A 14,423-nucleotide genomic window follows, 5' to 3' on the forward strand; every position below is an offset into this window, starting at 1 on the left:
TTAGATTTAAGACATTATAACTGAATTAAATCCAAGAGAAGAAAATTATTAATAAGCAAAACTAAGAACTATGAGCAAATATTTTGCAGAATCAGAATTAATTATAAATGAAGATGGAAGTGTCTTTCACTTACACCTTAAACCAGAGCACTTAGCTGATAAAGTTATTCTTGTAGGAGATCCTGGCCGAGTTGCTTTAGTTGCTTCTCACTTTGACTCAATTGAAGATGAAGTAGAAAATCGTGAATTCAAAACTGTTACGGGAACTTATAATGGCAAGCGTATTACTGTGCAAAGCACAGGCATAGGATGTGATAATATCGATATTGTTTTAAATGAATTGGATGCATTAGCGAATATAGATTTTAAGACTCGAACAGAAAACCCAGAACATCGTGAATTGACGATTGTACGTATCGGTACATGTGGTGGTTTACAACCTAATACCCCTATCGGAACCTATGTTGCAAGTGTAAAGAGTATTGGTTTTGATGGACTGCTTAATTTTTATGCTGGACGAAATGAGGCTTGCGATTTAGATTTCGAAAAAGAATTCAAGAAGCAAGTTTCTTGGAATCCACAAATTGGCAATCCTTATGTATCTGTAGCAGATAAAGAGTTGGTAGATCGCATAGCGGGCGATGATATGGTTCGTGGTGTAACTATCGCTTGTGGTGGTTTCTTTGGACCACAAGGTCGAGAATTACGTCTACCTCTAGCAGATCCTACTTTGAACCAAAAAATTGAAAACTTTGAGTATCAGAATCTTCGTATTTGTAACTTTGAAATGGAATCATCTGCAGTTGCAGGTCTTGCTAAATTGATGGGACATAAAGCTACTACAGTATGTATGGTTATTGCTAATCGATTGGCAGGTGAAGCTAATTCTAGTTATAAGAATACTATAGACGGTTTGATAGAAAAAGTACTAGTGAGAATCTAATTATTTAGAGATAAAAAAACATGACAAATCAATCTATTTGCGCCCTTGCCACTAAAGCAGGTGGCGCAATTGCTATTATTAGAGTCAGTGGCGATGACAGTATCGCCATAACGGACCAGATATTTCAGGGTCGCAAGTCATTGACAGAAGTTAAAGCAAATTCTGTGCATTATGGTAATATTATCGACAAAGAAGGAAATACAATAGATGATGTTCTAATTTCTGTATTTCATGCCCCTCATAGTTATACTGGAGAAAACAGCATAGAAATCAATTGTCATGGCAGTATATATATCGTTAAGAATATAATACAAGCACTTATTGAAAAAGGATGCCGTCAAGCTGGTCCAGGTGAATACACCCAGCGTGCATACCTTAATGGTAAGATGGATTTAAGCCAAGCTGAGGCTGTTGCAGATCTAATAGCAGCTACTAATAAGGCTACACATAAGCTTGCACTTAGCCAACTTAAAGGTCACTTTAGCAGCGAGTTAAGTACACTTCGCGAACAACTTCTTAAGTTAACAAGTCTATTAGAATTAGAACTAGACTTCAGCGATCATGAAGAATTGGAATTTGCAGATCGCAGTGAATTACAAGCATTGGCAGAAAAAATAGATAAACGTATTACCACCCTAGCCCATTCATTTGAAACAGGAAGAGCACTTAAGAACGGTATACCTGTGGCTATCATAGGAAAGACCAATGTAGGCAAAAGTACTCTACTCAACCAGCTTCTCCACGAGGAAAAGGCAATCGTCAGTGATATAGATGGAACAACACGAGATGTTATAGAAGATACCATTGATATTCATGGAGTTAATTTCCGTTTTATTGATACAGCTGGTATTCGACAGACAGAAGATAAAGTAGAACAAATCGGAATAAAGCGGGCATATCAAAAGCTTGAAGAAGCAACTATTGTATTGTGGATTTTAGACAATCAACCATCTAAAGAAGAAGTATTAGATATCCAAAATCGTTCAAAAGAGAAACAAGTAATTATCTTGAGCAATAAGATGGATATTAAGCCACAATCTAGCTATAACTTCTATGACTTTAGACCATTTGCAGAATTACAAATTAGTGCCAAAGAAGGTATAGGTATTACAGAATTGGAACAAAAACTTTATGAAGCATCTGATATTCCAGAAATCGATGAAGATAGTATTATTGTTACCAGTGCCCGTCATTATGAAGCTTTAATAAGGGCAAAAGAAAGTATTGAGCGAGTCATAGAGGGTATGAAAATGAGCCTAAGTGGTGATCTTTTAGCTGAAGATCTTCGTATATGTTTGCAAGAGCTTGCTGATATAACAGGAGGTCAGATTACAACTCACGAAGTTTTAGGAAATATATTTAAGCATTTCTGCGTGGGAAAGTGAACCCACTGCAAAGAAAAATATAAAATCTGCAAATAAACCGCTGTAAATCGCTTATTTTCAAGTGTTAAAGTTTGTTCGGCTGTTTGCAGATTTATAGAAGAGTTAAATAGATTGCTTCCACATGTTAGATCTATAATTCAGGGAAACACCTAACTATCAGATCAAGTCAATGAGACTACCGGAGTTACTGCCTCTATAGCTGTAGCTCCTTTTTTTGTATCTTTTTTGTGGATTACTATAAATAGTAGAATCATGTGCCTCTAATTGGCATATCTTAAAAGTATCTTTGCACAATAAAACGTGCATAGTATGGAAATAGTTGATTCATTTGAGAAAGTTATTAAACCTGTATTATGGCTTGTCAGGTCAAGACAACCTATAGCTGATGTAAGCAGGTTTGTCTATGGAATCGGTGTAGAGTTGGGGCAGCCCTTAACCGTTCTTACTTTTGCTAAGAAGGAAATACAAAACGAAGTATTTGCTCTTATAAGAAAGGATTGCCTTGATGGTGCATCCGACGAACTTGAATACAATTGGCTAGAGCAAGAACTGTCAGAATATAAAACTCATGGTTTTCTGTGGCATTCAGAAGAACTAAATGATTATTTACCGAATGGATTCTTTTGGTCCAATTACGTTCAGTTTGATGCTGACGGCTGGCTGTCTTTAGCTAATTGTAGCTTTAATATCATTCTTGTGGATGACCATTGATTATTTGTACCTTTGCACCGCTTTTTCGACGTAACCGATGGAAGGAAGAAGAGTAGCCTGTCTATGTTGCGCGAAACTAATAATCATTAAATGATAAAATAATACAATGGATTTGATTAAAGTTGCTGAAGAAGCATTTGCAACCGGTAAGCAGTTCTCCGATTTCAAGGCTGGTGATACTATTACTGTTGCTTACAAGATTATTGAGGGTTCAAAAGAGCGTATCCAGCTCTACCGTGGTGTTGTAATCAAGATTGTAGGCCATGGTGACAAGAAGCGTTTCACTGTTCGCAAGATGTCAGGTACTGTAGGTGTTGAGCGTATCTTCCCTATCGAGAGTCCGAACATCGAGATCATCGAGGTGAACAAAGTCGGTAAAGTACGTCGTGCTAAGCTGTATTACCTCCGTAAACTCACTGGTAAGAAAGCACGTATTGCAGAGAAGCGTACTGTTATCAAGAAAGAGAACTAAAAAATCTTCAAGAACGAAATCAAAAAGCCTTGCTCACGCAAGGCTTTTTTTGTTGGGGATTTTCACCCCTATACCACTGTATATTAATCTAAACAATTGTATCTTATTTGTATGCTTTATTTCAGATCAAAACTCATCTCCACATCACGGGGTGGCAGATAGGCATGTTTATCACACGTTTGGTAATTCACGGTACAGATAACCTTTCCTTTCCCGCTACCCTTCAACCGCTGACGGAACATCACATCACCCTCATAGATGGTGGTGCCCGTTGAGCCGAGATTCTTGAAAGAAGGTATCTGCAACTCACCCACCTTTTTCCAATCACCTTCTGTCTGGATATCAAAGGTAGTGGCGATATAAGGATCCTGGTCTGATACAAATCCATAGATATGGAAACCGTTGTGCATCTTCACACGAATCACTAATTCCTTGTCACCGTTTGGCAGATCATTCACCACGCCGGAGATGAGCACGGGGTTGTCGCGGTCGGTAGTTCCGCTAATCTCGGGTGTCTTCTGCTCGGGCAGCTCGTTGTATTTCAATACCGAGTAGTCGTTACCCGGCACGTTCTTGTCCTGCGAGTTCACCAGCCACAGCCATCCGCCGCTATATAACGGGCCACCTCGGCATCGAGCTGCTGGCCGGTGAGACGGCGCGACAGCCTGACGGCCAGCCTGCGGGGAGCCTTGAGAAGGGCGCGGTTACCGATGCCGTTGTAGGTGTGCGAGCCAAGGGCCAGGTTGAAGAAGGGGCGCAGCAAGTCGGGATGCTCGCGCTTCATGAGCAGGCGCCGCGGGTTGTCGCGCAGATAGTGCTTCCAACGCTGATACTCGTCGTGGGTGCGGAGCACCAGGTCGTTGTAGCCAGGCTCAAAAAACAGCCCGTGCTCAGGGTGGCTCTCCTTGATGGCTTGTTACGACTCAGTCGCAACATACCCTGGAGCAACCAGGCGCCGATAGGCCCTCCCGCAACCCGTCTTGAAACCCCTGATGATGCCGCTCAGCCCGCATGCCAGCGGCTCGCTGATGAAAAGGATTCCATGCAGGTGGTCGGGCATCATCTGAATCCCAAAGACCTTGACTTCGGGATGGTATCGGGGGATGTTCCACCACTCATTCTCTACCGCGCGCCCCAGTTCGGTCAGCTCCAGACGCGGATCGGCGGCGCTGCCACAAACACGGCCCAACAGCGGGCGCCGACCTTCGACAGCCATCGTGACCATATAGATGCCGCGACGCGTGTAGTCATGACCTACAAAACGGCGTTTCATCGAAGGTTTCTTCTCTCCCGCAAATAGTTTTCGTTTTTCATAGCTTTCTTTGTCCATGCCCGCAAAATTACAAAAAAAGAACCAATTATGACAGGCAACAGCCCGAAAAAAAAGGAATGGCGATATTCTTGAGGGCAACAAAAAAGGCAGACCCGCCGGGTCTGCCTTATGCTATTGGTATGTGATTCTTTTCAGAACTTAGCCATTTTTACTTCAACAGCTCATCCAGGTATTTATAGAATTCCTGGCTCTCGCCCACAATAATCTTGTTGATGGTGCCGTCGGGATTGATGATGATCTTGGTGGGATAGGCCTCTACGGCATATTTCTCGGGTGTGCCGTCGGCCGACTTGTTGTAAACGTGGAGCCATGGCAACTCATTGTCCTTCACGGCTTTTTTCCATTTCTCTACGGCGTCGCTACAGTCAACGCCCACAATCTCGAATTTGCCACGATATTTCTCGTAATACTTCTTCATGTCGGGCATGCCCTTGATGCACCAGCCGCACCATGAGCCCCAGAAGTCGAGCACCACATATTTGCCCCGCAACGACGATAGCGTGAGCGGCTTGCCGTTAATGTCGTCGAGCGTAAAGTCGGGAGCCACGACACCGGGCTTGATGGCCTCTTTGGCAGCCTTGGCCAGACGCTCGTTCTCGGCATTTTTCAGCATGGCATCGATGACCGGCTTCATGCGGCCGTTGCGTACATAGTAGTTGAGTCCTTTCACTACGGACTCCAGACTGTCTGACTCTACCACCTGCAACAGGGTGGCGCTCACCTCGCTGCTGGGATGGCTCTTGATGTAGTCGGTCATCTCTTTCTTCAACTCGGCATACAGTTTCTCCTGCGACTCAATGTAGGCTGCCTTGTTGGCGTCCATCTGCTTGCGGTTTTTCTTCTCGTTCTTCACCAGTCTCTGGTATTCCTTTTCGTAGGCCTCGCGGTCTTTCGACATCTTGGCCTGATACTCGTTCAGTTTCTCGCCGATGGGGGCATACTGCTCGTAGAAGTTCGAGCCTTCGATTTTCATGTCGGCAAAGCTGCCAGTAAGATTGACAAACTCTCCGGGCAGGGCCGGGATGCTGATGGTGTGCATATAGTCGCCCGGGCGCATCAGCACCAGGTTCTGCGGTTTGTCGAGCGGCAGCGTGATGTCCAGTTTGCCGTCTTTCAGAGCGTACTTCTGGAATCCCACGCGCTGCATGTCGCCATAATACATGGGCATGATGACCACGCTGTCGGTCAGGTCTTCCTGCTGTGCCGTCAGGTGGAAGGTCTCCAGCTTGTTGCCGTAGAGCTTTACCATCTGTCGGTCCAGGCGTGCGTCGCGGCAGTTGGTCTCCACAATCTCGCCCTTCGGGCCGATGAGCACGCAGTAGGGTATGCCGTTGAAGTTGTAGGTCTTGGCCACTTGTCCGAAACCGTCTTTGCAAATCAGCTGTGTCCACTTCATCTTTTCCTCGTCCAGAGCTTTGTGCCAGGCCTTGTTGTCGGTGTCCATCGATACGCTCACAATGTCGAATCCCTGTGGATGGTACAGACCGTAGAGCTGTTTCAGGTGGGGAATAGAGCCGCGGCAGGGACCGCACCACGATGCCCAGAACTCCAGCAACGTGTAGTTGCCCTTGCCCAGATACTCCGACAACTGGTGGTCGCGTCCGTCGGCGTCCATCAGCGTCACGTCGGCAAACGGGGCTCCCTCGGCGGTACGCTTAATCACGTTGGCATGTGTCAGCATGGTTTGTCCCTGAGTGGTGGCCTTCATCTTGTCGCTGATGGCGGCCACAAGGCTCTCGATGGTGGGGTTGTCGAAAGTGCCGAGCGACTCGTCGAGTGCCACCACACCAGCCAGGTTGTCGCTGTTGCGCATGATGAAATCCTTCAAGAAGGCGCTAGTTGCGGCCTTGGCAGAGTCCTGGCGTGCCAGTTCTTTCACCACGTAGTCCATCGGTGTCACGCTGTTCTTATCGTAGTATTGCTTGTGGAAAGCGTCGCTCAGGCGGCTTCTGCGCTTGGTATAGTCGGTGCGTCCCTGCTTGTACTCGCGGTACAGATCGTTCAGGGACGAGCCGCTGATCTGTGTGTTCTTATAGTCGTAGGTGTCGTAAACAGCCGTCAGGAAGTCCTCCTGCCAGTCGTCCACATTGGCCTCGATGTTCACTTTCTCGTTGCCCATCAGCAGCGGCAGCACGGGGCGCATGGCAATGCGGCCGTTCTCCTCGTCGCCCCGGTTGTCGTTGGGGAAATACTTCAGCAGCAGCAAGCTGGGCTCGGCGAGCTTTCCCTTAAACACAAACTGTCCGTTGCGGATGATGGTAGAGTCGATAGTCTGCGGACGATACTTTATCTCCTCGTCGGTTCCGCTCTTGCACAAATAGATGGTTTTGCCCTCTACGTTGCCCGTCAGGCGACCCGTAATCTTGTAGCCTTTGGCCATAGCCGTTGCCGATAGCATCACGGCCAGGACCATCATGATGATTTTGGTTGTTTTCATTTTTTTGTTTCCTATTAAAGTGAATGTTCACTACTTCAGGTCGAAGCTCAGCTCCACGTCGCGTGGCGGCAGACAGGCATGCTCGTCGCACGTCTGATAGTTCACGGTGCAGGTCACCTTGCCCTTTCCGCTGCCCTTCAGGCGCTGGCGGAACAGCACGTCGCCCTCGTAGATGGTGGTGCCGGTTGTGCCCAGATTCTTGAACGACGGAATCTGCAAGTCGCCCACCTTCTGGTAGTTGCCTTCGGTCTGTATGTCGAAGGTGGTGGCAATGTAGGGGTCCTGGTCGCTGACAAAGCCGTAGATGTGGAAACCGTTGTGCATCTTCACGCGGATGACCAGCTCTTTGTCACCGCTGGGCAGGTCGTTCACCACGCCGGAGATGAGCACGGGGTTGTCGCGGTCGGTAGTTCCGCTAATCTCGGGTGTCTTCTGCTCGGGCAGCTCGTTGTATTTCAATACCGAGTAGTCGTTACCCGGCACGTTTTTGTCCTGCGAGTTCACCAGCCACAGCCATCCGCCGCTCTCGGTGAAGAACAGCTTGTTCTGGTATTTCTGATACCAGTCGCGGTATTGCCTGGCTGTCTCGTAGCGCAACAGGGTGTAACGCTCCAGCAGGCGGCGGCCCTTCTCGGCGTCCTGTCCGCTCTCCCAGAGCGAGATGGCCTTGTCGAGCAGTCGCTTGTCGTTGTTGGGAATGCCCAGGCTCTTGGCATCCTCGTCGAGCTGCAGGCCGTAGCTGTTGAACGAACCGTAGAAGTAAGGCGTGTTCTCCTCGTAATATTTGGCGTAGGCGGCCTCGTCGGTGCCGAACTTCTCGTAGAGAGGTCCAGCCTGCTTGCGTATCCACTCGTCAGCGGTGGGGATGGGCTGTGGCTGCCATTGCAGATACATGGCCATCTGGCGGCCAATCTCCTTGCCTGCGGCCTTGGCTGCCTTGAGCGAGTCGGACTGCAGTTTGGTCTGTGCGTTGAACTGCTCGATGCTTGTCTTATACTCCTCCCAGCATTTGTGGGTCACGCGATAGGCGCTCTCTTTGGCCTCGATGCGGGTGGCAATGCCCTCAGAGAGCTTGCGGGCGATGACGTGCTGTCCGGCAAACTTCGAGATATAGACAATGGCGTTGGCCAACAGGGGCTTGGCCTCGTCGGTCATGTCCATAGGAGCGGCGGCAAATCCCCAGTGGAAGAACGAGCCGTGGCGACCCAGAGCCATTGCGTCGATAGACTTCGAGCTTACTCCACCCGATATCCATTCGGCCTCGGGCGAGTCCTCAAAGCCCCAAGGACGGCTCACCATACCTACCTTAAAACCTTTGTCGGTCATATATCCCTTGCTGTTGACGTGCCACATCTTGGTGGTCTCGGGCAGCGTCTCGCCCACCAGGGGCGCAAACTCCTTGGCTCCCTCGGGCGTGGGACGGTCAACGAGCGTCATTTTCACCCGGTAGGGACCTTTGAAGATGGGGTGGCTGGTGCGCATGCCGTGTGCCCACTGGTCGAGGCAGAGACAGTACCAGTCGGTCTTCAGTCCCAAGCGGCGGCCTACGCGCTCGCCCAGTTCGGCCATCGTGATGACGGGGCGGTCGAAGTCGTCGGGGAAATACTTGGCCTTGATACGCTTCACGAAGCGTTGTCCGTCCATCACGGTCTGCTGCTGTTCCAGAGGCTTGGGCTGTCCGTCCAGCACGGTCACGTCGTAGTCGTACGACATCTTGTAGTTATAGTCGTCGGCCATCACCACCTTCACCATGGTGAAATACTCGCCGAGGAACTGCTCGAACGAGGCGGTACGCTCCTTCACGCTGCGCTCGTTCTCGGCCTTGTCGTAGTCGGTGGCAAACGTCTCCAGGTTGGAGTGTCCGCCCACGTAGAGCACGCGTAGTTTTGTTTTCTTGACGGCACCCATCACGGTGATGCTCATCGTCAGCAGCAGAGTGCTGAGCAGAAAGATTTTTTTCATACGTCTTGGTGTTTTTTTATATGAAAAGATGAAATCAAGGCCAACTTCAAAGAAGAGAGGCTGGCCTTGATATCATGGTCACAACCATCCTACCAGTTGTTGGTCAGGTTCGTGTTCTTCTCGGTAGCGTTGACTGGGAACGGGAATATCCAGAGCTTCGAGTCGGGACGCAGCGTGTAGGTCTTGCCGCCGAGAGTACGAGTCTGTGTGGTCTGCCACTCTGCCTCTGTGTTCCAGCGCTTGCGCCATACGAACGTCCATGCCTGCCAGACAAACTCACTGGCAACGATTTTCTGCATCCACTTGATGGCATCAGCCTTGGCTGTGACTGTTCCCTCCAGTTTCTCAAAGTCGCTGGGCAGACGCTTGGCGCGCAGCTGGTCGAGCCAGTTCATGGCTGTTCCGATATTGCCTGCACGCAACTCACATTCTGCAATAATCAGGTATGATTGTGGAATTGAGAGTCCCATGACGTTAGTGTATAACTGATCCATCACATCGTAAGGAGAGTCCCAACCGGGCAGTCCCACATAAACCATACCATAGTCCATGCCCAGCATCTTATTCATAGTCTCGTTCAATCCGCGTCTACCATAATTTGTCTCCATAGCATCCCACTCGTTGGGGGAGGTCCATAACAGGAAGTTCATATTGGGAATGATAAAGAGTGACTCATCAATGTTTCGATCATCATGGGCCTCTTTCATATATGGTGGAGCAGTGGGATTGTACATGCTGGTTGTCTCCACTGCATTGGCCCAATAGTCGTACAGGTTGTTGTTGACGGAGAGAGCTTCCTTCGCAGCGGCCTCTGCCTCCGGATAGTTGCGCATCGCCATCAGGATGTGTGCCTTCAGGGTGAGTGCAGCAGCCTTTCCCCAACGCATATAGTTGATGGATTTGGTGGGCAAACTGTTCAGGGCTAGAGCGTCGTTGACATCTGCCAGCATCTGGTCTAAGCACTCCTGAATGGTGTTTTTCTCATGTTGCTGCAAGATATCCTTGTCCTCCGTCATATAGATGATACCGGCCTGATCGCCATTACTTCCGTTATAGGCTGGTGCGAATTTCTGGAGCGCCACATAATGGCAGAAGGCACGGGCCACAAGAGCCTCAGCTTTCAGCGCATTCTTTTTCGCCTCATCGCCTTTGGCCATAGGCAATTGCTTCAGGATGGGATTGCTCACGCGGCCGATGATATTGTAGCAATAGGTGTACGTGGCGTCGCTGTTTGTCAAGGCGGCAATCGTGTTCAGACTTACCTCGTCGTCAAAATAGCCATAGAGCAGGGCTTGTCTGCCTTTATTGTCGACAGCCAGCAACGATGGCACGTTTTGGTAGTTGTAAATAATATTACTGCCGATGATGAGGAAGTCGTTGCTCATAATTCCGTCATATGAATCGGTATTGAGCAGCAGCTCCAAGTCGTTAGTAGAGGCGAGCAGATTCTCACCTTTGGGCTGGATGTCAGTAAAATCATCGCACGAGGTGGTTGTTGCTGCTAAGGCACAACCCATGATACTGGCAATTGCGAGGTTCCTGATGTTCTTTATCTTGGTTTTCATATCTGTCTTCATTTATGAATGATGAATTATCAATTACTTATCACATTAGAGGTTCACGTTCAGACTGAAGATATAGTTCGAGCGAGAGCGAACACCGAGTGTCTCAGGATCTACGCCAATGTCGTTAGCTGTCCAGATGGCTTTAGGATTGTCAATCTGGAACTGCAGTCTCATGCGGTGGATGCCGAGTGAGTTCAGCCAGGTGTGGGGCAAGTTGTAGCCAAAGACAATGTTACGAATCTTCAGGAACGAGGCATCGTGGACAGCCCTGTTGCTGTAACGAGGCTCGCTGCCAAGAGCTGTCGACGCATAGCGTCCCCATCCAGGTGTGTTAGTGGGATTCTCTGGTGTCCAGGCATGCAGAAAATAGCTGGGAATAGTGACATATGATGGTTCAAAGCCTTCGGTCTCGGCAAGGGCGCGCATCACGTGACCACCGTAGTAGGCCATCTGGAGACCCAGGGTGAAGTTCTGCCATTGCAGTTCGTTGCCCATACCCATGATAATCTTTGGCTCAGCCTGACCGCTGTACTCCAAAATCTCGGGACCACCGGCAGGACCGTGGGCTATCACGTCGTTGGCTCCGTACCAAAGCGTCATACCAGCACCGGCACCATGACCGTTCTCCTCGGTACCGTCGGAGATACCAGCAAAGCGGTAACTCCATACTGCACTTGCCGGATAACCTTCCTTAAATGGATTATTGATAATCTGATAAGCATTCACGGCAGGATTCTCCACCTTGGTCACCTTATTGTCGTTGTGGGCAAGGGTGAAGGTGGTGCTCCATCCGAAGTCTTTCTCCGTGCGGGCGCGGAACCACTCGGCGGTGAGCAACAGTTCAATACCGTGGTTGCGCATCTCGGCAGCATTGACCACCAGGCTGGTGAAACCGGTTGTGGGGTCGAGCGGCTTGTTGGAGAACACGTCCTTCGACTTCTTGTAATAGTAGTCGAGGGCACCACGCAGGCGGTTGTCGAACAGCGAGTAGTCGATACCGATGTTGGTGATGTTGCTCTTCTCCCACTTCAGGTCGGGGTTGCCCGGACTGGTGATATTGGCAAAGGGGAGGCTGGTGTAATAGTTGTTCTCGCCAGTAGAGGCTGTCATGTAAGAAGTGGCACCCTGGTAGATGTTACCCGTTCCTCCGTAGCTGAAGCGCAGTTTCAGGTAGTTCACCCAATCCACGTCCTTCATGAACGACTCGTTGTCGATGTTCCATGCACCTCCGACCGACCACAGCGGTTTTCCGCGCAACTCAACGTTCAGACCGTAAACATCGGCATAGTCTTTACGCCAGGAAGCAAATACATTGTATTTCTCATCGTAGGTATATGTGAAGTTGGCATAGCCCGAACCATAGCGGTGTTTGATTTCGGTAATAAGTGCCATCGAGTTTTCGATATAGGGCTCAAATGCGAACTGACGGCTTGGGAAACCACTCTGACCAGGGTAGCCATATGCGTTGTAGCGAGTATTCTTCAGCGTGCCGAACTCGATGTTATCGGTCAGACTGGTCTGCAACTGGTCGTCGTAGCCAAGCAGGATGGAGTTGTTTCCCCAAGTCTTGGTCTCACGGAACTCCACACCGGCCAATGCGTTGATGGCGTGTTTGCCGAAAGTCTTCATGTAGTTCAGCTGGCCACGGGCAGTCCAGTAGTGACCCTGGGTATTGGAGAAGCGTTTCAGTCCTCCTGACTCGGGAGTCATATGAGTGATGCTACCATCGCTATTCTGCATGGTGTAGGCATTACGCAGGACGCGGGCCACGTGGCTGCTCTCGTTGGCATACCACTCAGAATTGACGTTGTCGGTCTCGTAGACGTACTGGGCGCTGGCGGTCAGACCGTCGATAATCTTGAAGAGCAACTCGCCGTGATAGCGCATGTGCTGGCGGTTGGTGGTAATCACGTTATTGTACAACTCGTCCACAGGGTCGGCTCCGGTGTCCACCAGTCCCTCTTTGTCCCAAATATTTGCGTAGAAGTTACCGTCGAACCAGCCGTAGAACTTGCGGCGTGAGCCATCTTCATTATAGAAAGGCTCGTAAGCGGGATGCGCCCAGATGTTCTCTCCGCCAGAGCGTCCGCCCAAAGTGGCATAGCTGTTATAGTCGTCTCCCTGATACTGCATCTTGTTGTAGAGTGCGTTCACGCTCACATTGGCCGTGAGCCACTTGGCCAGGTCGAAGCTACCTTTGTAGTTCAGGCTCATCTGGCGGTTCATGTGGTTGATGATGCCGCTGTTGTCGTGCTTGAAGTTCAGCGTCAGGTTGTTCTGCATCTTATCGGTGCGAGAGCGCAGGGCGAGGTTGTACTCCTGCAATACCTGCTGACGGTAGACGGCATCGCCAAACTCCTTGGCGAAGTTGTTCTTGCTCAGCTGGCTTTTGATGCTCTGCAGCTCTGCATCGGAAATCTCACCGGCTGCGCGGCGATAGTAAGCGTAGGCAAGTGCAGAGGTGGGTTGTGTGGCCTGTGTGATGTTCGACAGATATGATTCAGCTGTGTTGTCAGGAAGGCTCCAGAAGTAGTCATAATAGTCAGACTCCATTTTCACCTGCTCGGCAGCATTCACATAGAAGTTATCGTGGTAGTCCAGGTTGCGGTTCTCTGTCAAGGTCAGGTTGGCAGAGAAGTCGATTTCCACCTTGTCCTTCTTGCGCGCATTTTTGGTGGTGATGACAATCACACCGTTGGCGGCGCGCGCACCATAGATGGCGGTGGCGGCAGCATCCTTCAGCACGTTGATGGTCTCTATGTCGTAGATATTCAGGTCGTTCAAACGGCCTTCCATGGGCAGACCATCGACAACGAGCAGCGGAGAGGTCTCTGCGTAGAGCGAGCTGGTACCACGGATTTTCAACTCACCGCCATAGGTTGACAGACCGGCGATACGGCCTTCCAGGTTGCTGACGATGTTGCTGGTATAACGGTCTTGCAGCGTCTCGGCTGTGATGGTGGCTGTGGCACCCGTCATGTTTTTCTTAGAGATAGTCTGATAACCCGTCACGATCACCTCGTCAATAACGGCACTGCTAGTCATGACGACATCCTGTGTGGCATGACCACTGCCCTGTTTCATGTGAACGATGGCATTGTCCATTCCCACGAAAGAATATTTCAGGTCGCAAGCATTTGAAGGAACCTTTAGGGTGTAGAAGCCGTTGATGTCGGTAATCGTACACACCTTTGAGTCGTCGATACAGATGCTCACGCCGGGAAGGGGATCACCTGCATCATCCTTCACCACGCCACTCACCGTACGGGTGCGTGCACCGGAGAGCTTACGTGTCACGGTAACGATGTTACCGTCCACATCGTAAGTGCAGTTGATGCTGTTCATCACCTCGTTGAGCACTTGTCTCACCGGACGGTTTTGAGCTTTTACAGTCACCTTAGGGAAGGACTTTGCCAGTTCTGCACTGTAGATAAAGTTCACCCCCGTCTGTTTCTTCACTTCCGCAAAGAACTGCTTCACGGTCACTTGCGTCATGTCAAGTGTCACGGTCTTATCCTTCACCGACTGCGCAGCCACGTTGAGTGTCAGCATCGTCATCAGCAGGATAACGACCATTCGCTTCGTTGCTTTGATTCTTTTCATTCTCCTAATTGT

11 protein-coding genes are annotated in these 14,423 nt (G+C 49.6%); 4 read left to right on the forward strand and 7 right to left on the reverse strand.

Features of this window, described 5'->3' with window-relative positions; genetic code table 11:
- Positions 1–70 precede the first annotated feature (70 nt).
- The 4 genes from L6471_RS09090 (at position 71) to rplS (ending at position 3,511) form a co-directional block, all read left to right on the forward strand.
- Entirely contained in the window at positions 71–943 is an 873-nt protein-coding gene (locus L6471_RS09090; protein ID WP_006283085.1) for a nucleoside phosphorylase, read from the forward strand.
- 20 nt (positions 944–963) lie between these two features.
- Complete coding sequence (mnmE, locus tag L6471_RS09095) at positions 964–2,328, forward strand: tRNA uridine-5-carboxymethylaminomethyl(34) synthesis GTPase MnmE (RefSeq protein WP_237797199.1); 1,365 nt, start codon at positions 964–966, stop codon at positions 2,326–2,328.
- A gap of 309 nt (positions 2,329–2,637) precedes the next feature.
- A complete protein-coding gene (locus L6471_RS09100) occupies positions 2,638–3,039 on the forward strand; it encodes a hypothetical protein (protein ID WP_237797200.1) in 402 nt (133 codons plus the stop codon).
- A 106-nt stretch (positions 3,040–3,145) separates the two neighbouring features.
- A complete protein-coding gene (rplS, locus tag L6471_RS09105; RefSeq protein ID WP_237797201.1) occupies positions 3,146–3,511 on the forward strand; it encodes a 50S ribosomal protein L19 in 366 nt (121 codons plus the stop codon).
- 116 nt (positions 3,512–3,627) lie between these two features.
- Here rplS and L6471_RS09110 read toward each other — a convergent pair whose 3' ends face one another.
- The 7 genes from L6471_RS09110 to L6471_RS09140 all read right to left on the reverse strand — a co-directional run bounded on the left by L6471_RS09110 (position 3,628) and on the right by L6471_RS09140 (position 14,411).
- On the reverse strand, positions 3,628–3,987 hold the full coding sequence (locus L6471_RS09110; protein WP_237797202.1) for a protein-disulfide reductase DsbD domain-containing protein: 360 nt from the start codon (positions 3,985–3,987) through the stop codon (positions 3,628–3,630).
- A gap of 110 nt (positions 3,988–4,097) precedes the next feature.
- Positions 4,098–4,295 (reverse strand): hypothetical protein, encoded by a 198-nt coding sequence (locus tag L6471_RS09115; RefSeq protein WP_237797203.1) that lies wholly within the window; start codon positions 4,293–4,295, stop codon positions 4,098–4,100.
- A 132-nt stretch (positions 4,296–4,427) separates the two neighbouring features.
- The gene (locus L6471_RS09120) at positions 4,428–4,841 is read right to left on the reverse strand and encodes a hypothetical protein (RefSeq protein ID WP_237797204.1); all 414 of its coding nucleotides are present in this window, start codon (positions 4,839–4,841) and stop codon (positions 4,428–4,430) included.
- 151 nt (positions 4,842–4,992) lie between these two features.
- A complete protein-coding gene (locus L6471_RS09125; RefSeq protein WP_237797205.1) occupies positions 4,993–7,281 on the reverse strand; it encodes a TlpA disulfide reductase family protein in 2,289 nt (762 codons plus the stop codon).
- A 30-nt stretch (positions 7,282–7,311) separates the two neighbouring features.
- Positions 7,312–9,243, reverse strand: coding sequence for a protein-disulfide reductase DsbD domain-containing protein (locus tag L6471_RS09130; RefSeq protein ID WP_237797206.1), 1,932 nt, complete (start codon positions 9,241–9,243; stop codon positions 7,312–7,314).
- A gap of 89 nt (positions 9,244–9,332) precedes the next feature.
- Positions 9,333–10,808, reverse strand: coding sequence for a RagB/SusD family nutrient uptake outer membrane protein (locus tag L6471_RS09135; RefSeq protein ID WP_237797207.1), 1,476 nt, complete (start codon positions 10,806–10,808; stop codon positions 9,333–9,335).
- Positions 10,809–10,853: 45 nt separating this feature from the next.
- Positions 10,854–14,411 carry a SusC/RagA family TonB-linked outer membrane protein gene (locus L6471_RS09140; protein ID WP_237797208.1) on the reverse strand — a complete coding sequence of 1,186 codons (3,558 nt, stop codon included), beginning with the start codon at positions 14,409–14,411 and terminating at the stop codon, positions 10,854–10,856.
- Positions 14,412–14,423: the final 12 nt, after the last annotated feature.

The sequence above is a fragment of the Segatella bryantii genome (assembly GCF_022024215.1).
Lineage (GTDB): Bacteria > Bacteroidota > Bacteroidia > Bacteroidales > Bacteroidaceae > Prevotella > Prevotella bryantii.